Below are 22,143 nucleotides of genomic sequence, written 5' to 3' on the forward strand. Positions count from 1 at the left end.
GATCAGCCCCAGGGACGCTCGCGATACCATTTGGTGATGACATGCTTGACGCCGCTGCGCACCTTCATGCCGTGGTGGATGCTGGCGGGGTTGGGGGCGCCTGATGACAAGCGATTATTCCATGCCAGCAGCTTGCCGGTTTCAGGCTGGACCGTCTTGCCGATGCGGGTGAAGCGCGTGGCGCCGCCGGCAGTGGGCTGGTCCAGATAGATCATCACCGTCCATGTGCGATTGCCCGCGACGGCACAGTAGCGATCAAAGTCAGCGCCTTTGGGATCGAAATAGTCGGTGTGAGCCTTGAATTCCTGCCCCACCGAATAGCGCTGTCCCTGGATCGGTTCTCCATATTCGGTCGATATGCCGGTGAAGGCGTCGAGGCGCGCGTTGATACCCGCCACAAAGGCATCGTCATGATCCAGGTCGCATGTTTCGCTCGTGCGGAAATAGCCGTCGCCATTATGATCGGCGATGGTCGATGGACGGCGTTGCGCGTCGATTCGGTCGATCAATTGTGCGCATTCCTCAGCGCTCAAAAAGCCCTTCGAGATGAAGAGCGCCAGGTCCTTGCTGGGGACGCGCTGAGCGCGAGGGTGCGCCGCGATCCATGCCGGATCGGCGTCGGGACCGGCGGGCGCAGGCTGGTGGAGGGGCTTCGACGTCATAGGTCCTCGATAGAGCGATAATTTGGGAATCGCGCAAATGCTGCCTTTCAGCGCAAGACAGGCTGCGCGCGCAAGCCTGTCATATCACCGCAACATTAGCGTCATTTTGCTGTAAAGCGCCGCGCCTAGCAGGCTCGCAGAATTCGGGGGCTTGTCGAACATCATGCGCGTGCCGATTGGGGACAGGATTGACCGGTGGCGTCGCGCCCGGCCCGCCGTGCGGGGCGTCGACTGGCTGGGCCTTTTGGAAAAGGCGTTGCTGGTCGTCCTGGCGCTGCTGCTCGTCCGGCTGATCTGGGCCGTGGTGACGCCCGTCGGCAGCTTCGGCCCATGGGAAGGACGCCAGGCGCAGCTCTTGTCCCCCCAGGCGCGCGCGCTGTTGTTCGGCAGCTTCGACCCGTTTTTCCGGGCTGAAGCGCCGCAGCAGTCGGGCGGCGTCGTTACCTCCCTGGCGCTGACAGTCTATGGCATCCGCCTGAATGAAGGGTCGGGCCTGGGGTCGGCCATCATCGCAACCCCCGATGGCGTGCAGAACAGCTATGCCGTGGGGGACGAGATCATGCCCGGCGTGGTCCTGAAGGCCGTCGCCTTCGATCATGTCACCATTGATCGCGGCGGGGCCGAGGAACAGGCGTTTCTGGATCAGTCGACGCCGGCAGCCGACGCCGAAACTCCACCGGCGGGCGAAGGGTGGACCAGCGCCGCGCCGCCGCCGCCTGCTGCGCCCGGTGGCGGGGGCGGCGTGACCGCCGATATGCTGAGGCGCGACATTGGTTTCGCCCCCCGGATGGACAATGGCCGGGTGACGGGACTGGTGGTCGCGGCTAAGGGGCCGGGCTTCGCCGCCGCAGGCTTCCGCCCCGGCGACATCGTGACACAGGTGAACGGCCAGACGGTCGGCGACCTGCAAAGCCTTCAGAACCAGATCGCGCCCGGAGCGCGCCTGTCCCTGACTGTCGAGCGCGGCGCAGCCGTCGCGTCGGTCAACCTCATAGTGCAAGGCCAATGACCCGCAAATTCCTTCTTTCCGCCGCCATGGCCCTCGCGCTGGTGACGCCGATCTCTTCGGTTCAGGCGCAGCAGACGCTCAATGTGCGTGACGCCGACATTCGCGCCTTCATTCAGGACGCGGCACGGGTCACGGGCCGCACCTTCATCATCGACAATAAGGTGCAAGGGAAAGTGTCGGTCGTCACCGACCGGCCGCTCAGCCGATCGGAATATTTCGAGATTTTTCTGTCGACCCTGCGCGCCAACGGGCTGGTGGCGGTGCCGGCGCCGGGCGGCGCGTATCGCATCCAGCCGGTCGATGGCGCGGCGGGCCAGCCCAGCCGCGTCGGCCGCGCGGCCAACCGCAACAGTTTCGTGACGGAGGTATTCCGCCTGCGCTCGATCGACGCGGCGAGCGCGCTGGAAACATTGCGCCCGCTCGTCAGCAAGGAAGGGTCCGTGACCGCCAATCGCGCGGGCAACAGCGTGGTCGTCGCCGACTATGCCGACAATGTCGCGCGCATCCGGCAGGTGATCGCCCGCATCGATCGGGATACGGCGGCAACGCAGATGGTGGCGCTGAAAAATGCCGGCGCGCGCGAGATCGCGACGTCGCTTCAGGCGCTGGTGACCAATGGCGGCGGGGGCGAGAATGCCGCGCCGTCGGCCGCGACCGTGGTGCCGATCGACAGCAGCAATTCCGTGGCCATCCGAGGGGATGCCGGAACGGTTGCGCGACTTGCCAATATGGCGCGCGAACTCGATCGGCAGGCGGCCAGCGGCACGGAAATCCGGGTCTACTGGCTGGAACATGCGGACGCCGAGAAATTATTGCCGGTCTTGCAGCAATTGGTCGGCCAATCGACCAGCGAGCCGATTACGTCTTCGACGCCCGCATCGGGTGGCGGGCAAGGCACAGCACCTGCGTCGCAGGCGGCCGCTCCAGTCGCGTCGGCTTCGTCTTCATCCTCATCTGGCGGCGGGATCAACACGCGGGGTCCGGCGATCGTCACTCGCTATGAGGGCGCGAATGCCATCATCGTTGCCGCCAACAGCGATGTGCAGCGCATGCTCGGCGAAACCATCCGTCAGATCGACACCCGCCGCGAACAGGTGCTGGTGGAGGCGATCATCGTCGAAATCAGCGATGCCGCCGCCAAGAAGCTGGGCGTTCAGTTTCTGATCGGCAGCACAAAGACCGGCTTTGCCGCGACCAACTATAGCAATGCGTCACCCAATTTGTTGACGCTGGCCGGAGCCTATGCGGCAGACCGGCTGGGCACCACAACGACGACCGTGGTCGCGGCGGATGGTTCGACCACGACGACGGAAACCCAGACCAACAGCGATTTGGCCAGCACCCTGCAACAGGCGGCAGTCAGTAGCCTGCAAAGCGCGACCGGGGCGATCGCCGGCCTGGGCGGCAGCATCGGCAGCAACGGCATTTTCGGTGCGATCATCAACGCGGTGAAATCCGACACCGAAAGCAATCTGCTTTCGACTCCTTCGGTCATGACGCTGGACAACCAGAAGGCGTCGATCCTGGTCGGGCAGCAGGTGCCGGTAACGACCGGCGAGGCGCTCAGCCAGAATTTCGACAATCAGTTCCGCACGGTGCAGCGCCAGGATGTCGGCATCAAGCTGGAGGTAAAGCCGCAGATCAATACCGGCGGCGCGATCAAGCTGTTCCTGCGGCAGGAAGTGTCGAGCGTCGCGGGGCCGGTCAGCAATGACAATAGCGACCTCATCATCAACAAGCGCGAGATCGAAACGACCGTCACCGTCGACGATGGCGAGATATTGGCGCTGGGCGGGCTGCTCGACGACAATGAGCGCAAGACGATCGAGCGCATTCCGCTGCTGTCCGACATTCCGGGCATCGGCGAACTCTTCAAGTCCCGCAGCCGTAGCCGCACCAAGACCAACCTGATGGTCTTCATCCGCCCGACCATCCTGCGATCCAAGGAAGACGCGCAAAAGCTGACGCAGCAGCGCTACGGCTATATTCGCGGCATGCAGTTGCAGCGCGATCCGGACTCCGAGCCGACAATCGACGAGTTGGTGCGCGACTATATGGGTGCGGCGCCGCCGATTGCGCCGCCGCAGCCAGGCGACATGGTGGTGCGACCGCAGGCGGGCGCGCAGCCCGACGTCATCGAGCCGACCGTCCGCCAGTCCAGCGGCGTGGTGCGCCCGGTTGAAATCCCCGCGAGCGGAGAGCAGCGATGAGCGACTTAGCAAGGGAGGAAGCCGCGCCCCCGCCGCCATCGCGACCGATCGACATTCCCTACGTCTTTGCCCGGAAGCATGGCGTTGTTCTTTTGCCGCAGGATGGCGACCGGATCATGATTGCCGTGAGGGCGGGCAGCGACCCGCGCGTGCTGCTGGAGGTGCGCCGTCATCTGGCGCGCAGTTTCGACGTGCGCTTCGTCGAACCGGCCGAGTTCGACCGGCATCTGTCCAACCATTATGCAATGGAGGGCAGCGCCGCGGCGATGGCCGGATCGCTCGAGGTAGGCGCGGATGAGCTGGACATATTGGCGGCCGACATTCCCACCGCCGACGATTTGCTCGACAGCGCCGATGACGCGCCGGCGATCCGGCTGATCAACGGCATCATCGCCGAAGCCGCGCGGCAGGGCGTGTCGGACATCCATATCGAACCCTATGAAACGGGCCTGATCGTGCGTATGCGCGTCGATGGCGTGCTGCGCGAAACGCTGCGCATGCCGCCGCACGTCGCGCCGGTCGTGGTCAGCCGCATCAAGGTGATGGCGCGGCTGGATATCGCCGAGCGGCGCGTGCCGCAGGACGGGCGCATCGGCCTGACGCTGGGCGGCAAGCTGCTGGACGTGCGCGTGTCCACATTGCCAAGCCGTGCGGGCGAGCGGGTGGTGCTGCGTATTCTCGACAAGGAGAATGCGGGCATGAATCTGGACCTGCTGGGCATGACGGGCGCGCCCGATCGTATCTTCCGTGAAGGGCTTTCCGAACCCAATGGCATCATCCTCGTCACCGGGCCGACCGGGTCAGGCAAGACGACCACGCTTTATGCCGGTTTGCGGCAGCTCAACGATGGCAGCCGCAATATCCTGACCGTCGAAGACCCGGTCGAATATGCGATCGAGGGCGTCGGCCAGACGCAGGTCAATGCCAAGGTTGGCCTTACCTTTGCGGCGGGTTTGCGCGCGATCCTGCGCCAGGACCCCGATGTCGTCATGGTCGGCGAAATCCGCGACCGCGAGACAGCCGAGATCGCGGTGCAGGCGTCGCTGACCGGGCATCTGGTGCTGTCGACCGTCCACACCAATGATGCCGTGGGCGCGATCACCCGGATGCGTGACATGCGGGTCGAACCTTTCCTGCTCGCTTCTACCCTGCGCGCCGTCATCGCCCAAAGGCTCGTGCGCCGTCTTTGCCAGCATTGCCGCGAGCCGGTGCAGGCGGACAAGTCAGCGAGCGCGCTGCTGGGTTTCGACCCCGGCACCATCATCTACAAGGCGCGCGGGTGCGAGGAGTGCGGGGGTTCGGGCTATAAGGGCCGCATCGGCGTGTTCGAGGCGATTCGCGTGGACGACACGATCCGTCGCCTGATCAACGATGGCGGGGACGAGTCGCTGATTGCGCGCCATGCTTTCCTCAATGCGCCCAATCTGGGGTCGGCGGCGCGCGCCCTGGTGCGCGACGGACAGACGACGGCCGAAGAAGCGATCCGCGTGTCGCGCCGCGACGCGACCGAGGTGGAAACGATCGCCGATGGCTGATTTCGACTATGTGGCGATCGACCCGGCGGGGCGCGAGCGGTCGGGCAAGGTCAAGGCCGATACGGTCGATGACGCCCGTGCCCGGCTGGACGCGCGCAAGCTGTTCATCGTGCGGCTGGAACCCGGAACGGCGACGAAAGCGCGGGAACGGGCGGGGCTGTCGCTGCGCGCGCCACGGCTCAGCGCCAAGGAATTGACGCTGTTCACCCGCCAGCTTTCAACGCTGATTCAGGTCAGTCCACTGGAGGAATCGCTGCGGACCATCGGTCGCCAGAGCGAGCAGGACCATGTCCGCGCCATCGTGGGCACGGTGCATGGCGGGGTGCTGGAAGGGCGGCGGCTGGCCGATGCGCTGGGCGCGGAGCCGCGCAGTTTTCCGCCGCTTTATCGCGCCATGATCTCCGCAGGCGAAAGCTCGGGCAGTCTGCCGACCATCATGGAGCGACTGTCGGACCTGATGGAGCGGCAGGCGCTGATGCGCTCGAAAGTGCTGACCGCCATCGCTTACCCCTCGGTCCTAGCGACATTCGCCGTCTGCGTCGTCGCCGCGCTCATGATCTTCGTCGTGCCCAAGGTTGTGGAGCAATTCGACACGGTGGGACAGGAATTGCCGCTGCTGACCCGCATGGTCATGGGCCTGTCCGCGTTCCTGGCGGCATATTGGTGGTTGTTGCTGCTGTTGCTGGGCATCTCGGCTTTTGCGTTCTGGCGCGCGTTGAAGGTCGACGGTTTTCGCTACCGGTTTGACGCTACATTGCTGGGCCTCCCGCTGCTCGGCCGGCTGATCCGCGACTTGCATGCGGCGCGAATGGCGCGGACGCTGTCGACCATGGTGGCGAGCCGCCTGCCGCTGATGGAGGGATTGTCGCTGACCGCGAATACCGTCCACAATCGCGTGCTGCGCCGCGCATCCGACGATATTGTCGAAGCGATCCGGGGTGGTGGCAGCCTGTCGGCGGCACTGCGCCGCGCCGGCGTATTTCCGCCGCTGCTCGTCTATCTGGCGGCCAGCGGCGAGAGCGCGGGGCGGCTCGACACGATGCTAGAACGCGCCGCCGACTATCTGGAGCGCGAATTTGATAGCTTCACCTCTGCTGCCCTGGCCATGCTGGAGCCGGTGATCATCATAGCGATGGGCGGCATCGTCGCCGTCATCATTTTGTCCATCCTGCTGCCGATCCTGCAGCTGCAAAGCCTGACCGGGGCTTGAAGGAGTGAATATGCTGAATTTGAACAAAATCCGGGTCGCGCTGGCCGAGAGGCGATCGCAGATTGCCGCCCGCCGTCCGGTGGAAAACGGTTTCACGCTGGTCGAATTGATGGTCGTCATCGTCATCATCGGACTGCTGGCAACCATCGTGGCGATCAACGTCATTCCCGCCACCGATACGGCGCGCATCGAGAAGGCCAAGGCCGACATTGCGACGATCGAACAGGCGCTGGAGCAGTATCGGCTCGACAATCTGACCTATCCGTCGGCATCGGATGGACTTCAGGCGCTCATCAATCCGCCGGCTTCTCTGGCGCAGCCGCAGCGCTATCGTCGCGGCGGCTATATCAAGAAGCTGCCCGATGATCCGTGGGGTCGCGCCTATGTCTACACCGTTCCGGGTCGCCGGGGCGCGTTCGACATCAGTTCGCTGGGCGCCGACGGCCAGCCGGGCGGGGAACAGGAAAATGCGGACATCTATTCCAGCGAACTGTGACGGGACATGCCGGGCGGAACGCGCTCCAAAGGCGCGTTCCGCCCAACAGGGCTTCACGTCATGTGAGCGTTCCGCCCAACAGGGCTTCACGCTGTTGGAACTGATGGTCGTGCTGACGATCATCGGCTTCATTTCAGCGGCCGTCGTACTGGCCATCCCCGATCCGCGCGGCCGCGTGGTCGAGGATGCCGATCGCTTTGCCGCGCGCGTCGCCGCCGCGCGCGACGAAGCGGTCGTGACCGCGCGTCCCATGGGCCTGTGGGTGTCCGCATCCGGCTATGGCTTCCAGCGTCGCGATGACGGCCAATGGACGCCGCTGGAGCAAAAGCCCTTCGTCACGACCGACTGGAAGCCGGGCACGCGCGCACAGGTCGGACGGGACGGTCGCTTGCAGATCGGCTTCGACGGCACCGGCCTGCCCACCGACGCCATGACTGTGACCCTGGCGCGCGAAGGCGAGCGCGTATCCGTCCGCATCGACATGGCGGGCAAGGTGATGGTCGATGGCTGAGCGCGCGCGGCAAGGCGAAGGGGGCTTCACCCTGCTGGAAATGCTGGTGGCGCTGGCCGTATTCAGCTTAGCCGCCTTGGCGCTCGTGCGGTTGCAGGGCGTGACGCTACGCACGGCGGCGGACCTCGACAGCAAGGCGATGGGCCAGATCGTTGCGCGCAACCTGATGGTGGAGGTGCAGACCGATCCCGTGCCGCCCTCGATCGGGGAACAGGATGGCGAGGCAATCAACGGCGGGCGTCGCTGGCACTGGACCCGCGTGGTGAAACCGACAGACGATCGCCGCCTGCTTCAGGTCGACCTGACCGTCGATGGCCAGCCGGGCGCATCGCCGGTCGCGCTCAGCTTCGTGCGGGTGGTGGAATGAAGCGGAGCAACAGGTCTGCTCGGCATTCCGCCGAACACGGCTTCAGCCTCTCTATGCGTTCCGCCGAACACGGCTTCACGTTTTCCGAGCGTTCCGCCGAACACGGGTTCGATGTTTCTGAGCGTTCCGCCGTAAACGGCTTTACGTTTTCTGAGCGTTCCGCCGAACACGGCTTCACGCTGATCGAACTGCTGGTCGCATTGATGATCTTTGCAATGCTGGCGAGCGCGGGCGTGCTGCTGCTGGGGAACAGCGTATCGGCACAAGCGCAGGTCAAGGCGCGGCTGGACGATATGGCCGCGGTGCAACGGGCTGGCGGCGCGCTGGCGAGTGACCTGGGCCAAGCGGTGCCGCGCATCACTCGGACGGAGGCAGGCACGCTGGCCCCGGCCTTTTGGGCGCATGACGATGGGGACGCGAAGCCGGTGCTGCAATTTGTGCGCGGCGGCTGGGACAATCTGGGCGACCTGCCACGGCCATCCTTGCAGAAGGTCGAATATTGGGTCCGGCAGGGGCGGCTGGAGCGGCGCACCTATGCGCAGCTCGATGGTGCGGCCGGCGATGATCCCGCCACCTTGCTCGACAATGTCGAGGCCGTGGTACTGCGCTTTCGCGATGCGCAGGGGCAGTGGCAGGAGGATTGGACACCAAGCCAGCCCGACCTGCTCCCAAAGGCCGTCGAGATGACGGTGACGCGCACCGGCGAGCCGCCTGTCACGATGCGCTTCCTGGTCGCGCCCGGGCCGGTCGAAAAGCTGGAAGGCGTGGAGGCGGCAGCCGATGCCTGATCCCGGCAAGCCGAGCGAACGCGGCGCGGCGCTGCTGACGGTGCTGTTGCTGGTTGCGGTCATGGCGGTGGTCGCCTCCACCGCGCTGGAGCGCGTTGCGCTCGCCACCCGCATGACCGGCAATGGCGGCGCGGTCGACCAGGCGCGCGCCTTCGCCGATGCGGGCACGGACATGGCGCGGTTGCGGATCAACGATCTGGTCCAGTCCAACCCCGCGAAAATCACGCTGGCGGGCGGATGGATGGGCACGCCGCAGACAATTCCTGTGCCCGGCGGTATCGCGACCGCGCAAGTGACCGATGGCGGCAATTGCTTCAACCTCAACAGCGTTGTGAGCGGGCAAAACGAGGCCGCGCTCAAGGTTCGTCCAGTCGGCGTCTCGCAGTTTCAGGCGCTGCTGGAGGCACTGGGCGTGGATGCGCGGCAGGCAGCGACGGCGGCGGCCGGCGTTGCCGACTGGATAGACAGCGACACCGTGCCGCAGCCGGGTGGCGCGGAGGACGAAACCTATGCCGGCATGGCCCGGCCCTATCGCGCCGCCAACCGCATGATGATCGACCCCAGCGAGCTGCGCGCCGTGGCGGGGGTGACGCCCGCCATCTATGATCTGGTGAAACCGTGGATTTGCGCCTTGCCTGTCACGGACCTGTCGCCGATCAACATCAATACGCTACTGCTTGCGCAGGCGCCCCTTTTCGCGATGTTGCTTCCTGGGCAATTGAGCGTCGCGCAGGCGCGGCAATTGTTGGCGCAGCGACCGGCGGACGGCTACGGCAGCACGGTGCGCTTCTGGATGCTGCCCTCCCTTGCCGGCCTGTCGCCGGCGACCGAGGTTGCCGAGCAGGTGAAGTTGAAGACGGGTTTTTTTGGAGTGACGGTTTCGGTGGATGTCGGGGGAACGCAGGTGGTGGAGCGCGCGCTGATCGATGCGCGGGAAAGCCCGGCAAAACTGGTCCGGCGCGATTGGGGCGCGGGCGCGTGAGCAGTCGCGATGCCCTGATCCTGTTTCTGCCAGAAACCGCGGAACGGCCGGTGCGCTGGATGCGGGTGATCGATAGCGCGCTGGTCCAGTCGGGTGAGGGTGCCAACTGGCTTGCCGCTTGCGGGATAGCCGCCTTGCCAGATCAGGCACGCGTGCTGCTGGTTCCACCGGCCGCGCTGGTGACATTGCACTGGATGGCCTATCCCGATCTTCCTGCGCGCCAAGGCCGGGCGGCCGCGCGCCTGGCAGTACTGGCAAGCGGTCTGGTCCCGGCCGACCAGCTGTTCGCGGCAGCCGATGAAAATGACGACCCGTCGACGCCGCATCTGATCGCCTTGGCCAGCCGAAGCGATATGCAGCATTGGCTTCTCTGGGCGCAGCATCATGGTCTTGATCCGGACATCATCGTGCCCGCGCCCTTGTTGATCGAAGCGCCCGAAAAGGGGTTCGGTCGCGCGATCATTGGCGGCGCGTCGGTCTTGCGGGCGCAGGACATGGCCATGCCCGAAGACATGGCGCTGCCCGAACTGATCGCCGACGCACCAATCGTCGATGTCGCGCCGGGGATGGTCGAGGGACGCGCCATCGCGGCGTTGGACAGGCCGCCCCTCGACATGCGGCAGGGCGATTTCGCCAAACGCGTGCGTCCGGCCCTGGATCGTCGCGCGCTGCAACGGATTGCGCTGTGGAGCGGGATGATCCTGTTGCTGCTGCTGGCGACATCGCTGATCGGGCTCGCGCGCCAGCATAGCGAGGCGAGCCGGCTGGATCGCGACAGCCTGGCGCTGGCGCAACAGATTCTGCCCGACGCGTCGGAGGCGGCGCAAGCGCAAATCGAACTGGAAGGTCGCCTGGCCGCACGAGGCGCGGGCGGCCGCGCTTTCACCGCGCCAGTCGCTGCCTTGCTGTCGGCCATGCAGGACGCGCCTGGCGTCGCTCTGACAACCCTGTCGCGGGACGCCGACGGCATGGTGCGCGCCACACTGGCATCCGCCAAGGCCGAAGACATCAACATCGTGCTGCTCGCGCTTCAGGCGGCGGGCTTCACGATCACGGCCACGCCCTCCCAGGATCCGGGCGGTCGGACGCTGGCGGAAATCACGGTGCACGCATGATGGACAGGTTGGAAAGCTACTGGGCGGAGCGTTCGACCCGGGAACGCTGGCTGCTGGGGGTGATGTTCGCGCTGCTGGCGATCGTCATCCTCTGGTTTGGCGTTGCCCTGCCGCTAGACCGGGCCCAGCGCGACGCGCGCGACCGGCTGGTGGAGGCGACCGAGCGCAATGCCGCGGTCCGCGCCACCGTCGCCCAGCTCAAGACGTTGCCGCGCGCATCCGCCAATGCCGGATCCACCGTGCCGCTCGACCAGTTTGTCGGGCAAAGCGCCGGGGAGGCCGGCCTGACGCTGGAGCGTGCTCAGGCGCAGGGCAATGACCGGATGGACATCGCCATCGCATCGGTGCGCCCGATCGCGCTATTTTCCTGGCTGTCGGGTCTGGAAGCGCAGGGCGTGCGGGTCGTTACCATGAATGCGCGGCCGTCGCCCACCGCCGGGAGCATTTCGGTGCAGGTCGTGCTGGAGCGGGGAGAAGGGCAATGATGGGCCTTACCCTCTCGCGCCGCATGCGCGTCATCCTCATTCTTGCGCTGCTGCTTGGGCTTTTGCTGTTCCTGCCGATGCGGATCGCTCTGGGACTGGCTGGGCTGGAGCGACTGGGCGTGTCCGCCCGTGCGATAAGCGGGACGGTGTGGAGCGGGCGGATCGACCAATTGATGCTCGGCAACATGCCGCTGGGGTCCGTCCGCGCCGGATTGTCGCCGATTAGCCCGTTCCTGGGCCGCGCACGTTTTGACATCGCCCGGCAGAAGGGACTGCCCGACGATATCGCCGGGGCGATCACGGTGGGGTTCGGACGGATCGGCGTCGATGATGTGACCGGCGCCGTGCCGCTGGGACGCACGTTCGCGCCACTGCCGGTCAGCAGCCTGATCATGGAGGATGTCAGCGGCTATTTCTCGGGCGAACGATGTGGCCATGCCGAAGGTCGCGTGCGCGCGCGGCTGGCCGGGCAGTTTCCGGGCCTCAATTTGTCGCAAGGGCTGTCGGGTGTCGCTGCCTGTGACGGCGACGCGCTGCTGTTGCCCCTGGTCAGCCAGTCGGGGCTGGAAAAGATCACGCTGCGCCTGTGGCGATCGGGCCGCTATGTCGCCGAAATGCGGGTCGAAACGACCGACGCCACCTTGGCGACGACGTTGGGGCAAGCTGGCTTTGCCGCAGAGGGGAACGCCAGAATGTTGAAGGTCGAAGGCACATTGTGATTGATCCGCTGGCGGCGTTGATCGGCGCGCTGGCCGGTGCGATCCTCGGCAGTTTCCTTGCAACGGTGATAGTGCGCTGGCCGCAGGGCAAGGGGGTGATGCGCTGCCGGTCCAAGTGCGACAGCTGTGGCCGCACGCTCGGCCCTCGCGACCTCATCCCTCTGGTCAGTGCCCTGCTGAGCCGTGGGCGCTGCCGGTCCTGCGGCAATCGCATCGATCCGCTGCATGGCCGGGTGGAAGCTGGCTGCGCGATCATCGGGGGGATGGCGATCAGCCTGGCCCCTGACTTGAGTGGGCTTGGCTGGGCACTGCTGGGCTGGTTGTTGTTGACGCTGGCGGTGCTCGACTGGCGTCACTTCTGGCTACCCGATGCCCTGACGCTGCCGCTCTTTTTCCTGGGCTTGACGCTTGGCATTTACGTCACTGATGTCAGCCTGACCGACCGTGTCGCGGGAGCGGTGGTGGGATATGGCGCATTGCTGATCATTGCACTTGGCTATCGAGCCCTGCGCCATAGGGACGGACTGGGCTTGGGCGACGCCAAACTGCTCGGCGCGCTAGGGGCCTGGTTCGGTTGGCAGGCCCTGCCATTCATTCTGCTATGTGCGTCAAGCCTGGCTCTGGTGGTACTGCTGGCGAGTGGGCGCGCTAAGTCCGCTGCGGCGCGTGTTCCGCTCGGCACGTTCCTGTCGCTGGCCGCTGTGCCAGGCTGGCTGCTGGCGGATAGTCTGCTGCATTAGGTGGTCGGGGAGACAGGATTCGAACCTGCGACATCCTGCTCCCAAAGCAGGCGCGCTACCGGACTGCGCCACTCCCCGACTGCGTGGCCCCTAGCTGGGAAACAGGCGAGCCGTCAATCAGTCTTCGTTGAAAGATCTTGGATTGAGGCAAATTCGACGGATAGCCTGGAGCAGCGTCGGTAAACACCCGAAGCCCTTTTGATATCTGCCGGACCGCGCCACGAAAAAGGGCGGGCCCCGAAGGACCCGCCCTTTCTGAAATCTCGCTAATGCGAAGATTACATCGCGTTCGAAGCGTTCATCGCGTTCATCGCGGCGTTGTCGGCGACATTCGCGGCGTCCATAGCGTTGTCCGAAGCGTTCATGGCGTTTTCGACGACGTTTTCGACGACAGCGTTCGAAGCGTTCGCGGTCTCGTTGGCCGGCTTCTCACCGCAAGCGGCGAGGGCCATCAGGCTGGCCGAAGCGAAAACAACAGCGATCTTCTTCATTGTGTACGGCTCCCATAGCATTATGCCGCGTCTGGCACGTTACAGAGTGACCCTACGCGAGCGACCCGCATTAACGTGTGCGCTGCACAAATCAATGCTTTTCTAAGTCGGTGAAGTGGCAGAATCACGCGACGGAGTGTTGTCTACTATAAAAGTTCAGTTAGCGCTCATGCTTTCTGATGCATTGGCGACCAGGTTCAGCGTTACTGCCCAGGCGGCGACATTCTGCCGCAACTGTTCCGGGTCGACCTTGTCCAGCGTATCGTCCGGGGTGTGGTGCAGATCAAAATAGCGGGTGCCGTCCTGCTGCAAATCAATGACGGGCACGCCCGCCTTCACCAGCGGCGCGATGTCTGCGCCGCCACCCGCTTCCTGTCGGCCGGCACCAACGCCTAGAGGCGCGAGCGCCACGGCAATCCGCTTGGCCAGATCGTCATGCCCCTGCGGCAGTTTGAAATCCACGCGCCAGACGCGGTCAGCGCCAAAGTCGGATTCCATGGCAAGGGCATGACGCTCCGCGCCATGCGCCTTGAAATAGGCGCGGGCGCCGTCGCCCCCGACTTCCTCCGCGCCCGCCATCAGCACGCGGATCGTGCGGCGTGGCTGGCCGGCCTTTGCGACCTGAAGCGCGGACGCGGCGGCGATGCCACAGCCGGTCGCGTCGTCGATCGCGCCAGTGCCCTGATCCCAACTGTCGAGATGGCAGGCGGCCACCACCACGCCGGCGGCCGGATCGCTGCCCGGAATCTCGGCGATGACGTTGCCCGATGGCTGATCCTTCAACATCCTGGACGTCAGCGTCAGGTGCACCTTCACCGGCTCGCCCCGCTTCACGATGCGCACCAGCTGCTCTGCGTCCGGGACGGACAGGGCGGCGGCCGGGATCGGCGTAGCTCCATCCGCCCACATCTGGACGCCGGTATGCGGCACGCGATGATGATCCGTGCCGATCGACCGGATCAGGATGGCGATCGCCCCTTTTTTCGACGCAATGCTCGGACCCTGCCGCCGCGCGGCGCCATAATAGCCATAGGAAGAGCCATCCTGCGTCGCGCCCATGCCATGGTCGACAAAGGCGATTTTGCCTTTCAGACTGGCGGCGGGGGCAGCTTCCAGGGCGTCGATGCTGGGGAAATACACGATCTCGCCCTCGATGCCCTTGTCCGAGGTCGATCCGCTATTGCCCAGAGCAGCCAGCACCAGATTTTGCGGGAAGGGCGACAGGATACGGGCTTCGTCCCGCCCGCGCAGCCAGACCGGCATGGTGTAGGGCTCGGCGCGGACATTGGAAAAACCCAATGCCTTGAGCTTGGCGACCGCCCAGTCGCGCGCCCGCGCTTCCTGCGGCGTGCCGGCGGGACGGGGGCCGACTTCCGTCGTCAGCCCTTCGGTAAAGTTCCACGCCACATCGTCCTTTAACGCCGCTTCCCGAATCGCGTCGCTGTCCGCAGGCGCGGCGAGAGACAGGGAAGGGGTGAAGATGCTGCCTAGGAGCAGGGCGGCCAGCGTGCCCGATCGGATTTTCTGCATAAGTGAGGGCGTAACCGGCCTTCCCCTATTTGCCAATATGTTCCGCGTCCGCTAACCCGGCGCAAATTTTCCGATCCGCTTTTTTCTACCTTAGACTTTCGGAGCAGCGCGCACCCATGTCCGCCTCATCGCAATATGCCTATGTCATGAAGAGCATGACCAAAAGCTTCCCCGGCGCGGCGAAGCCCGTTCTCAATCAGATCAATCTGCAATTTTATCGCGGCGCCAAGATCGGCATCGTCGGGCCCAATGGCGCGGGCAAATCGACCCTGATGAAGATCATGGCCGGCATCGACACCGATTTTTCGGGTGAAGCCTGGCCGGGCGAGAATATCACCGTCGGCTATCTGCCGCAGGAGCCGCAACTCGACCCCAACAAGACGGTCCTGGAGAACGTCAAGGACGGCGCGCGCGAGATGGCGGACAAGCTGGATCGCTTCAACGAGATCAGCATGATCATGGCCGATCCGCCGGAGGACGCGGATTTCGATGCGCTCATGGAAGAAATGGGCACATTGCAGGAGCAGATCGACGCGGCCGATGGCTGGACGCTCGACAATCAGCTGGAAATCGCGATGGAGGCATTGCGGTGCCCCCCGTCGGATTGGGGCGTGGAAAGCCTGTCGGGCGGTGAAAAGCGCCGGATCGCGCTGACCCGCCTGCTGATCCAGAAACCTGACATCCTGCTGCTCGACGAGCCGACCAACCATCTGGACGCCGAAAGCGTCACCTGGCTGGAAAACCACCTCAAGGAATATGCCGGCGCGGTGCTGATGATCACCCACGACCGCTATTTCCTGGACAATGTCGTGGGCTGGATCCTGGAACTCGATCGTGGAAAATATTTCCCCTACGAAGGCAATTACTCCACCTATCTGGAAAAGAAGGCCAAGCGTCTGGAGCAGGAAGATCGCGAAGCGACCGGCCGGCAGAAGGCGATCAATGACGAACTGGAATGGATCCGGCAGGGGCCAAAGGGCCGCCAGACCAAGTCCAAGGCGCGTATCGCCAAGTTCGAGCAACTCGTCGCGTCGCAGGAAAATCGCGCGCCCGGCAAGGCGCAGATCGTTATCCAGGTGCCCGAGCGTCTGGGCGGCAAGGTGATCGAGGCCAAGGGGATTTCCAAGGCCTATGGCGACAAGCTGCTGTTCGAAGACCTGTCCTTCATGCTGCCCCCCGGCGGGATCGTCGGCGTTATCGGTCCCAACGGCGCGGGCAAATCGACATTGTTCAAGCTTATCACTGGTCAGGAACAGCCTGATTCGGGGGAGATCGATATCGGATCGACCGTGCGCTTGGGCTATGTCGACCAGAGCCGCGACCATCTGGATGCCAGCAAGAATGTCTGGGAGGAAGTGTCGGACGGACTCGATTATGTGAAGGTCAACGGCCACGACATGTCGACCCGTGCCTATGTCGGCGCCTTCAACTTCAAGGGGCAGGACCAGCAGAAGAATGTCGGCAAGCTGTCGGGCGGTGAACGTAACCGCGTTCATATCGCCAAGATGCTGAAGAAAGGCGGCAACGTGTTGCTGCTCGACGAACCGACCAATGACCTGGACGTTGAAACGCTGGCCGCGCTGGAAGAAGCAATCGAGAATTTTGCCGGTTGCGCCGTGGTAATCAGCCACGATCGCTTCTTTCTCGATCGCCTCGCCACGCACATCCTTGCATTTGAAGGCGACAGCCATGTCGAATGGTTCGAGGGCAATTTCGAGGCATATGAAGAGGATAAGCGCCGCCGCCTGGGCGACGCGGCCGATCGTCCTACGCGCCTGGCCTACAAGAAACTGACGCGCTGATTTGTCGGGATCGCGGAGCGATTGCATATTTTGCAATCGCTCCGCGCTTTTTCGCACTTGCGATGGTGGCGCTACCATCGCATATCTTGGCTGCCTTTCAGGCATCCTCTCCTAAAAACTTTCGGGCCGGTCACATGACCGGCCCTTTTTTTTGGTCGCTAGGCTGACCGCCGAGTAGACGGGCGCGGCATCAATTGTTTGAGCGCTAAATGCGTGTCACTAATCGGCTAAACTGTTGATTTATGTGCTGTCATATGGCGACCGTATTATGTAGCTATAGCAGTGGCCATGACATATTCACCCGCCTCGCTCCCCGCTGAAAGACCTGCCCCCTCGTCGGAAGGCTCGCTTTTCGAGACATGGGACACGATGGAACGGTTCGTAGAGGAGCGCGCGATCGCCAATCAATCAGACGGTGAAACCGGGCTGGCCCTGCGTGACGCGCGCATTGCGGAGCTTGAGGCAGCCATCCGTCATGTGATCGATCAAGGGCTAAACGATCGGCCGGACCAAATGCAACGTCACGATATGCGCGTGAGGTTAACGCGCTTGCTGGAGCCCACAGGCTGAGGCGGGACGGCCTTAAACGGTCGGGCGTTTGGTGAAGTCCTGATGACCGCCATCGGCAACATCGTCGATCGCAATCCTGTCCACCTGTGCGGCGGGCGATCCAATATGTGCCAGGCTGATGAAGCGCTCAATCACGGCCTCGTCCCCTTCGACCACGGCTTCGACGTTGCCGTCGGAGCGGTTGCGTACCCATCCGGTCAAGCCAAGGCCTTGTGCCGTTTCGACGGCCCATGCACGATACCAGACACCCTGCACCTGTCCCGTAATCGTCAGGCGGCGGGCGACCCGGGTCATCAATGAACTCGCTTGATCCAGGTCTGACCGCCTTCGCGCACCTCAACCGTGAAATTGGGCACGTCGCGGATGAGATCAGACAGGCGCTTATAGCCATAGTTGCGTGTATCGAAGCTCGAACGGTTGCCGGCCAGCTGCCCCACACTTCCCAACGCCGCAAACCCATGTTCGTCGCGCTTAACCGCGTCATAGGCATCGATCAGCAGCTTGACGACCTCTTCGTCAATCGGCTTGGCCTTGGTTTCGGAAGCGGTCGCAGCCTTTGTCTTGGCCGCAGCTGGCTTTGTTTCTTTCTTGCGTGGCGACTTGGCCGCCGGGACCTCTGCGGGTTCCAGCGCAGCGACGTCGATGAAACGGGTGCAGGCGCGGCGAAATCCTTCGGGCGTATTGGCATTGCCAAACCCATAGACGGGAATGCCATCCTGCCGGATGCGCGTCACCAGCGGCGTGAAATCGCTATCGCTGGACATCAACCCGAAGCCATCGACCCGCCCGCTCGCCAGCAGGTCCATCGCGTCGATGGTCATTTTCATGTCGGTGGCATTCTTGCCTTTGGCCAGGTCGAACTGCTGTTGTGGTTCGATCGCCTGCGTGATCGACAGCGCGGCCCAGGCCTTCAGTGTGGTCTTGCTCCAATTGCCATAGGCGCGGCGGATATTCACGGTTCCCAATTCGGCGAGCACGGTCATCACCGAATCGAAATGGGCCGCCGACGCATTATCGGAATCGATCAGCAGCGCGATGTTGCCGCGCCCTTCCTGCCGCGTTGCCATGGCCATATCCTTGCGTCAGGCAGCCGGGGAGAAGGCGCCGCTTGCCTCGTCCAATATGTGAAGCTGCCCGTCTGCAATTGCAAAGAAACTGCCAATGAGCCGCAGCTCTCCCGCCTTTTCCTTTTCGCGCACGCAGGGGAAGCTGCGCAGATTGGCAAGGCTCACCTTGACGCCTTCCTGCTCCATCGCCCGTTCGACCTCGCGGTCGCGGCGCTCGCCGTAGCGATCCACCACCGTCTCGCGCGCATCGTCCAGCAATTCGATCCAGTTGTGGATGAAGCCGCCTTCGCCCGGGGGCGCGCCTTTCAGATCACCGCTGAGCGCCGCCTTGCAACCGCCGCATTTGCCATGGCCCATGACCACGATCTCGCCAACCTTGAGCACCTGTACCGCAAATTCCAGCGCGGCCGATACGCCATGGCGTCCGGGCGTCGTTTCGAAGGGCGGGACGAGCGCGGCGACATTGCGGACCACAAAGATTTCGCCCGGACTTGTGTCGAATATCTGTGCGGGGTCGACCCGGCTGTCGGAGCAGGCGATCACCATCACCCGGGGGCTTTGCCCTTCATTGAGTTCATCCCAGCGTTCGCGCTGCTGCGCCCAGCCGGTCTCGCGGAAACGGCGGTAGCCCGCCAGCATTTCGGCAAAGTCGATCATGGCGACGATGTGCCTGACAAACTCTGCACTGGCAAGAGCGGGCCCGCGTCGCTATCTGGTGCCCATGAACGAGCTTTCCCCCATGACGGCGCCGGCCCAGCCCGAGCGCGCCCGCAAGCCCGACTGGATTCGCGTCAAGGCCCCGACCAGCAAGGGCTATAATGAGACGCGCCAGTTGATGCGGGACAAGAAGCTGGCAACAGTGTGCGAGGAAGCGGCCTGTCCCAATATAGGGGAATGCTGGACCAAGAAGCATGCGACGGTCATGATATTGGGAGACGTGTGCACCCGCGCCTGCGCCTTCTGCAACGTCAAGACCGGCATGCCGCGCAAGGTCGATCCCAACGAACCGCAAAATCTGGCGGATGCCTGCGCCGAAATGGGGCTGGAGCACATCGTCATCACATCGGTCGATCGCGACGATTTGCCCGATGGTGGTGCGAGCCAGTTCGTGAAGGTGATCGAGGCCCTGCGCCGCACGACGCCGAACACGACCATCGAGATATTGACGCCCGATTTTCGCAACAAGCATGAGCGGGCGGTAGAAATGATCGTCGCTGCCCGGCCGGACGTCTATAACCATAATCTGGAAACCGTGCCGCGCCTCTATCCGACCATCCGGCCGGGCGCGCGCTATTATGCGTCGCTGCGCCTGCTGGAGACGGTCAAGAAACTCGATCCGTCGATCTTCACCAAGTCTGGCATCATGCTGGGACTGGGTGAGGAGCGGCTGGAGGTCCATCAGGTGATGGACGACATGCGTTCGGCCGATATCGATTTCCTGACCATGGGCCAGTATCTCCAGCCTACGCCAAAACATGCCAAGGTGATGGAGTTTGTGACGCCCGCCGCATTCAACGCCTATGCCGGCATCGCGCGCGCCAAGGGTTTCCTGCAAGTCGCGTCCAGCCCGCTCACTCGTTCCAGCTATCATGCCGGCAAGGATTTTGCCGAGATGAAGGCGGCGCGTGAGGCGCAGCTGGCCAAGGCTGCGGCGAAAGCCTGACTGCGCCATGCCCCGCCACAACGAAACGCGTCACCTTCCCTACACGCCTGCCCAGATGTTCGACTTGGTGTCGAATGTCGCGGCCTATCCCGAATTCCTGCCTTGGGTAAGCGCGATCCGCGTGCGCAAGGACGGGGAGACGGAAATGGTCGCCGACATGATTGTCGGCTTCAAGGGGATCAAGGAAAGCTTCACCTCACGGGTGCTCAAGGAGCGGCCGGATCATGTGCGGGTGGATTATCTCGACGGTCCGCTCAAGCATCTGCACAATGAATGGCAGTTTCGCGATGACGGGCAGGGCGGCGTGCTAGTCGATTTCGAGGTGGAGTTCGAATTCAAGAACCGCATCTTCGAAATGCTGGCCGGGCAGTTTTTCGACAAGGCGCTGCGCAAGATGATCGGGGCGTTTGAAGAGCGTGCGGCGCAGCTCTATGCGTCTCCGGGCAGCAGCAGTTCCAGCGCGCACAGCGCCGCCTGAAGGCGGACGCCGCCCCGGCCGTCATTATCGAAATGCCGCATGTCGGCGACGACCTTGTCCGGGCTGGCGCCGCGTTCGGCACGCGCGAAGACGACCGTGCCGACGGGCTTCTGCTCGGTGCCGCCTCCTGGTCCCGCGATTCCGGTGATCGCGACGGCGACATCAGCATGACTTTGTTTCAGAGCGCCCTGCGCCATGGCCCAGGCGGTGGCGATCGACACAGCGCCGAACGTATCCAGCACATCATGAGAGACCTTGAGAAGTTCTGCCTTCATGTCATTGGAATAGGTGACAAATCCTGCCTCAAAGACGTCGGAAGAGCCCGCGATCTCAGTGAGCGCGGCTGACACAAGGCCGCCAGTGCAGCTTTCGGCAACCGCCACCGTGCGCCCAGCGCGGCGGTTGGCAATGATGACCTTTTCGGCGAGTTCGACCAATTGGGTCGGGAGAACGGTATCGGGCATAATCTCAGGATAGCGCGGGGAGGGAGAGGGTGGCAACTGCCTGAGCGGCAATGCCTTCGCGCCGGCCCGCAAAACCTAGTCGCTCGGTTGTCGTCGCCTTCACGCTGACCCGGTCGAGCGGCACGGCCAAGATGTCCGCAATCCGCCGACGCATGGCGTCACGGTGCGGACCGATCTTGGGCGCTTCGCAGATGATGGTCAGGTCGACATGGTCAATCCGGCCGCGACGCGCCGCCACCCGGTCGCGCGCGTGGGCAAGGAAGCGATCGGAGGATACGCCGCGCCATTGCGGATCGGATGGCGGAAAATGGCTGCCAATATCGCCATCCCCCAGCGCGCCCAGTAGCGCGTCGACGATCGCATGGAGGGCGACGTCCGCATCGCTGTGGCCGGCCAGGCCGCGATCATGGGGAACAAGAACACCACCCAGCCACAGCGGTTCGCCCTCGGCAAGCCGATGCACGTCATATCCCATACCAACGCGCGTGATCCATGCAGGCGCGAGCATGGCTTCGGCACGAGCAAAATCCTGTTCATAGGTCAATTTCCCTAGCCTTTCATCGCCTTGCACCAACATGACGTCATGACCATGGGCGCGCAGGATCTGGGCATCGTCTGTCGCTTCGCGCGCTCCGTTCCAGGCGCGATGCGCGTCTAAAATTGCCCCAAAACGAAAGGCTTGCGGCGTCTGGACCCGATGTAATTGAGCGCGATCCACCGTATCGGCCATGATATCGCTTGCTCCGCGCACCAGCGTGTCGGAGACAGGCAGGACCGGGATCGCACCGTGCTTTTCCGTCAGCGCATCCAAAAGCCGATCGATCACCGACAGGGGAAGAAAGGGGCGTGCCGCATCATGGACCAGGACGATGTCCGCGCCGCCCGCCGCGGCTATTGCCTCCAGCCCGGCATATACTGACCCTTGGCGGCTGTCCGCGCCCGTGACCAATTGGACATCCGCGCCGAGCATCGCCTGCGCAGCATCCTTTTGCCCCTTCGCGACGACAACAAAAATCGCGTTGACCGAATTGTGACTGGCAAGCGCATCATGGGCGTGCACCAGAACGGGCTTGCCCGCAATGGTGCGATATTGCTTCGGCACATGACCGCCGACGCGGCTGCCTTGGCCAGCAGCGACGATCAGGGCCACGACTTTGGGGGATAAGCTCATGCGCGGCGCATAGCCGGTCCGGCAAGCGTTCGAAAGGGGGACAGGCCACAGCGCTTGTCGGGCCCTGCCAATTCCGCT

24 protein-coding genes, 1 tRNA gene and 1 pseudogene are annotated in these 22,143 nt (G+C 63.9%); 17 read left to right on the plus strand and 9 right to left on the minus strand.

All coding sequences use genetic code 11. The features are described from left to right. Window positions 1-2: 2 nt before the first annotated feature. On the minus strand, window positions 3-662 hold the full coding sequence (locus tag RLDS_RS38615; RefSeq protein WP_021225776.1) for a prolyl hydroxylase family protein: 660 nt from the start codon (window positions 660-662) through the stop codon (window positions 3-5). Between the two features lie 163 nt (window positions 663-825). On the opposite strand from RLDS_RS38615, the gene RLDS_RS38620 reads away from it, so the two are divergent. From RLDS_RS38620 to RLDS_RS38680, 13 genes and pseudogenes are all read left to right on the plus strand, one after another. Continuing rightward, window positions 826-1,671: a type II secretion system protein N gene (locus RLDS_RS38620; RefSeq protein ID WP_031297967.1), complete on the plus strand. Its 846-nt coding sequence runs from the start codon at window positions 826-828 to the stop codon at window positions 1,669-1,671. Beyond that, complete coding sequence (gene gspD, locus RLDS_RS38625) at window positions 1,668-3,881, plus strand: type II secretion system secretin GspD (protein ID WP_021225778.1); 2,214 nt, start codon at window positions 1,668-1,670, stop codon at window positions 3,879-3,881. Before RLDS_RS38620 ends, gspD begins: the two co-directional genes overlap by 4 nt. Beyond that, the gene (gene gspE / locus RLDS_RS38630) at window positions 3,878-5,416 is read left to right on the plus strand and encodes a type II secretion system ATPase GspE (protein ID WP_021225779.1); all 1,539 of its coding nucleotides are present in this window, start codon (window positions 3,878-3,880) and stop codon (window positions 5,414-5,416) included. The genes gspD and gspE overlap by 4 nt, the downstream gene beginning before the upstream one ends. After that, entirely contained in the window at window positions 5,409-6,626 is a 1,218-nt protein-coding gene (gene gspF, locus RLDS_RS38635) for a type II secretion system inner membrane protein GspF (RefSeq protein ID WP_021225780.1), read from the plus strand. Before gspE ends, gspF begins: the two co-directional genes overlap by 8 nt. 10 nt (window positions 6,627-6,636) lie before the next feature. Next, complete coding sequence (gene gspG / locus RLDS_RS38640) at window positions 6,637-7,122, plus strand: type II secretion system major pseudopilin GspG (protein ID WP_021225781.1); 486 nt, start codon at window positions 6,637-6,639, stop codon at window positions 7,120-7,122. Between the two features lie 76 nt (window positions 7,123-7,198). Beyond that, window positions 7,199-7,633 (plus strand): annotated as a pseudogene (gene gspH, locus RLDS_RS38645) (type II secretion system minor pseudopilin GspH); the annotation flags it as partial. Continuing rightward, window positions 7,626-8,000: a type II secretion system minor pseudopilin GspI gene (gene gspI / locus RLDS_RS38650; RefSeq protein ID WP_021225783.1), complete on the plus strand. Its 375-nt coding sequence runs from the start codon at window positions 7,626-7,628 to the stop codon at window positions 7,998-8,000. The pseudogene gspH and the gene gspI, both read left to right, overlap by 8 nt. Window positions 8,001-8,053: 53 nt before the next feature. Then, the gene (gspJ, locus tag RLDS_RS38655) at window positions 8,054-8,788 is read left to right on the plus strand and encodes a type II secretion system minor pseudopilin GspJ (protein ID WP_021225784.1); all 735 of its coding nucleotides are present in this window, start codon (window positions 8,054-8,056) and stop codon (window positions 8,786-8,788) included. Further along, the gene (gspK, locus tag RLDS_RS38660; protein WP_021225785.1) at window positions 8,781-9,770 is read left to right on the plus strand and encodes a type II secretion system minor pseudopilin GspK; all 990 of its coding nucleotides are present in this window, start codon (window positions 8,781-8,783) and stop codon (window positions 9,768-9,770) included. Before gspJ ends, gspK begins: the two co-directional genes overlap by 8 nt. After that, complete coding sequence (gene gspL, locus RLDS_RS38665) at window positions 9,767-10,885, plus strand: type II secretion system protein GspL (protein ID WP_031297971.1); 1,119 nt, start codon at window positions 9,767-9,769, stop codon at window positions 10,883-10,885. The genes gspK and gspL overlap by 4 nt, the downstream gene beginning before the upstream one ends. Then, the gene (gene gspM, locus RLDS_RS38670; RefSeq protein WP_021225787.1) at window positions 10,882-11,370 is read left to right on the plus strand and encodes a type II secretion system protein GspM; all 489 of its coding nucleotides are present in this window, start codon (window positions 10,882-10,884) and stop codon (window positions 11,368-11,370) included. The genes gspL and gspM overlap by 4 nt, the downstream gene beginning before the upstream one ends. After that, window positions 11,367-12,089 (plus strand): type II secretion system protein N, encoded by a 723-nt coding sequence (gspN, locus tag RLDS_RS38675; RefSeq protein WP_021225788.1) that lies wholly within the window; start codon window positions 11,367-11,369, stop codon window positions 12,087-12,089. Before gspM ends, gspN begins: the two co-directional genes overlap by 4 nt. Next, window positions 12,086-12,829 carry a prepilin peptidase gene (locus tag RLDS_RS38680; protein WP_021225789.1) on the plus strand — a complete coding sequence of 248 codons (744 nt, stop codon included), beginning with the start codon at window positions 12,086-12,088 and terminating at the stop codon, window positions 12,827-12,829. The genes gspN and RLDS_RS38680 overlap by 4 nt, the downstream gene beginning before the upstream one ends. A 1-nt stretch (window position 12,830) precedes the next feature. On the opposite strand, the gene RLDS_RS38685 is transcribed toward RLDS_RS38680, so the two are convergent. From RLDS_RS38685 to RLDS_RS38695, 3 genes are all read right to left on the minus strand, one after another. Next, window positions 12,831-12,907, minus strand: a tRNA-Pro gene (locus RLDS_RS38685). 200 nt (window positions 12,908-13,107) lie between these two features. After that, entirely contained in the window at window positions 13,108-13,320 is a 213-nt protein-coding gene (locus RLDS_RS38690; protein ID WP_009821667.1) for a hypothetical protein, read from the minus strand. A 156-nt stretch (window positions 13,321-13,476) separates the two neighbouring features. Continuing rightward, the gene (locus tag RLDS_RS38695; protein ID WP_021225790.1) at window positions 13,477-14,850 is read right to left on the minus strand and encodes a M20/M25/M40 family metallo-hydrolase; all 1,374 of its coding nucleotides are present in this window, start codon (window positions 14,848-14,850) and stop codon (window positions 13,477-13,479) included. 116 nt (window positions 14,851-14,966) lie between these two features. On the opposite strand from RLDS_RS38695, the gene ettA reads away from it, so the two are divergent. Further along, on the plus strand, window positions 14,967-16,652 hold the full coding sequence (gene ettA, locus RLDS_RS38700; protein ID WP_021225791.1) for an energy-dependent translational throttle protein EttA: 1,686 nt from the start codon (window positions 14,967-14,969) through the stop codon (window positions 16,650-16,652). A gap of 288 nt (window positions 16,653-16,940) precedes the next feature. After that, on the plus strand, window positions 16,941-17,222 hold the full coding sequence (locus tag RLDS_RS38705) for a hypothetical protein (protein WP_152528035.1): 282 nt from the start codon (window positions 16,941-16,943) through the stop codon (window positions 17,220-17,222). Between the two features lie 12 nt (window positions 17,223-17,234). Here RLDS_RS38705 and RLDS_RS38710 read toward each other — a convergent pair whose 3' ends face one another. From RLDS_RS38710 to RLDS_RS38720, 3 genes are read right to left on the minus strand one after another with little or no spacing between them, the layout of a single operon-like run. Then, entirely contained in the window at window positions 17,235-17,516 is a 282-nt protein-coding gene (locus tag RLDS_RS38710) for an acylphosphatase (protein ID WP_021225793.1), read from the minus strand. Next, window positions 17,516-18,289, minus strand: a complete 774-nt coding sequence (locus RLDS_RS38715) for an NYN domain-containing protein (protein ID WP_021225794.1) — start codon at window positions 18,287-18,289, stop codon at window positions 17,516-17,518. Before RLDS_RS38715 ends, RLDS_RS38710 begins: the two co-directional genes overlap by 1 nt. Window positions 18,290-18,304: 15 nt before the next feature. Next, window positions 18,305-18,946: a carbonic anhydrase gene (locus tag RLDS_RS38720; protein WP_021225795.1), complete on the minus strand. Its 642-nt coding sequence runs from the start codon at window positions 18,944-18,946 to the stop codon at window positions 18,305-18,307. Window positions 18,947-18,953: 7 nt separating this feature from the next. Between RLDS_RS38720 and lipA the strand changes: the two genes are divergently transcribed. Both lipA and RLDS_RS38730 read left to right on the plus strand, forming a co-directional pair. Then, on the plus strand, window positions 18,954-19,952 hold the full coding sequence (gene lipA, locus RLDS_RS38725) for a lipoyl synthase (protein ID WP_052034111.1): 999 nt from the start codon (window positions 18,954-18,956) through the stop codon (window positions 19,950-19,952). A gap of 7 nt (window positions 19,953-19,959) precedes the next feature. After that, window positions 19,960-20,430, plus strand: coding sequence for a type II toxin-antitoxin system RatA family toxin (locus RLDS_RS38730; RefSeq protein WP_021225797.1), 471 nt, complete (start codon window positions 19,960-19,962; stop codon window positions 20,428-20,430). Here the strand turns inward: RLDS_RS38730 and RLDS_RS38735 are convergent. Next, window positions 20,382-20,894, minus strand: a complete 513-nt coding sequence (locus RLDS_RS38735; RefSeq protein WP_021225798.1) for a CinA family protein — start codon at window positions 20,892-20,894, stop codon at window positions 20,382-20,384. The two genes, RLDS_RS38730 and RLDS_RS38735, sit on opposite strands and share 49 nt — an antisense overlap. A gap of 4 nt (window positions 20,895-20,898) precedes the next feature. Further along, window positions 20,899-22,065, minus strand: a complete 1,167-nt coding sequence (locus RLDS_RS38740; protein ID WP_031297974.1) for a bifunctional 2-C-methyl-D-erythritol 4-phosphate cytidylyltransferase/2-C-methyl-D-erythritol 2,4-cyclodiphosphate synthase — start codon at window positions 22,063-22,065, stop codon at window positions 20,899-20,901. Between the last annotated feature and the right edge of the window lie 78 nt (window positions 22,066-22,143).

The organism is Sphingobium lactosutens DS20, assembly GCF_000445105.1.
In the GTDB taxonomy this organism is placed as follows: Bacteria; Pseudomonadota; Alphaproteobacteria; order Sphingomonadales; family Sphingomonadaceae; genus Sphingobium; species Sphingobium lactosutens.

Bases quoted from the DNA above. Each gene is read 5' to 3' on its own strand.
- RLDS_RS38740 (WP_031297974.1), bottom strand. From the start codon at position 22,065: ATGAGCTTATCCCCCAAAGTCGTGGCCCTGATCGTCGCTGCTGGCCAA.
- gspN (WP_021225788.1), top strand. From the start codon at position 11,367: ATGATGGGCCTTACCCTCTCGCGCCGCATGCGCGTCATCCTCATTCTT.
- RLDS_RS38710 (WP_021225793.1), bottom strand. From the start codon at position 17,516: ATGACCCGGGTCGCCCGCCGCCTGACGATTACGGGACAGGTGCAGGGT.
- gspE (WP_021225779.1), top strand. From the start codon at position 3,878: ATGAGCGACTTAGCAAGGGAGGAAGCCGCGCCCCCGCCGCCATCGCGA.
- RLDS_RS38730 (WP_021225797.1), top strand. From the start codon at position 19,960: ATGCCCCGCCACAACGAAACGCGTCACCTTCCCTACACGCCTGCCCAG.
- lipA (WP_052034111.1), top strand. From the start codon at position 18,954: ATGTGCCTGACAAACTCTGCACTGGCAAGAGCGGGCCCGCGTCGCTAT.
- gspI (WP_021225783.1), top strand. From the start codon at position 7,626: ATGGCTGAGCGCGCGCGGCAAGGCGAAGGGGGCTTCACCCTGCTGGAA.
- RLDS_RS38620 (WP_031297967.1), top strand. From the start codon at position 826: ATGCGCGTGCCGATTGGGGACAGGATTGACCGGTGGCGTCGCGCCCGG.
- ettA (WP_021225791.1), top strand. From the start codon at position 14,967: ATGTCCGCCTCATCGCAATATGCCTATGTCATGAAGAGCATGACCAAA.
- RLDS_RS38690 (WP_009821667.1), bottom strand. From the start codon at position 13,320: ATGAAGAAGATCGCTGTTGTTTTCGCTTCGGCCAGCCTGATGGCCCTC.
- RLDS_RS38615 (WP_021225776.1), bottom strand. From the start codon at position 662: ATGACGTCGAAGCCCCTCCACCAGCCTGCGCCCGCCGGTCCCGACGCC.
- RLDS_RS38715 (WP_021225794.1), bottom strand. From the start codon at position 18,289: ATGGCAACGCGGCAGGAAGGGCGCGGCAACATCGCGCTGCTGATCGAT.
- gspJ (WP_021225784.1), top strand. From the start codon at position 8,054: ATGCGTTCCGCCGAACACGGCTTCACGTTTTCCGAGCGTTCCGCCGAA.
- gspF (WP_021225780.1), top strand. From the start codon at position 5,409: ATGGCTGATTTCGACTATGTGGCGATCGACCCGGCGGGGCGCGAGCGG.
- RLDS_RS38720 (WP_021225795.1), bottom strand. From the start codon at position 18,946: ATGATCGACTTTGCCGAAATGCTGGCGGGCTACCGCCGTTTCCGCGAG.
- RLDS_RS38705 (WP_152528035.1), top strand. From the start codon at position 16,941: ATGACATATTCACCCGCCTCGCTCCCCGCTGAAAGACCTGCCCCCTCG.
- gspM (WP_021225787.1), top strand. From the start codon at position 10,882: ATGATGGACAGGTTGGAAAGCTACTGGGCGGAGCGTTCGACCCGGGAA.
- gspK (WP_021225785.1), top strand. From the start codon at position 8,781: ATGCCTGATCCCGGCAAGCCGAGCGAACGCGGCGCGGCGCTGCTGACG.
- RLDS_RS38735 (WP_021225798.1), bottom strand. From the start codon at position 20,894: ATGCCCGATACCGTTCTCCCGACCCAATTGGTCGAACTCGCCGAAAAG.
- gspD (WP_021225778.1), top strand. From the start codon at position 1,668: ATGACCCGCAAATTCCTTCTTTCCGCCGCCATGGCCCTCGCGCTGGTG.
- RLDS_RS38695 (WP_021225790.1), bottom strand. From the start codon at position 14,850: ATGCAGAAAATCCGATCGGGCACGCTGGCCGCCCTGCTCCTAGGCAGC.
- gspG (WP_021225781.1), top strand. From the start codon at position 6,637: ATGCTGAATTTGAACAAAATCCGGGTCGCGCTGGCCGAGAGGCGATCG.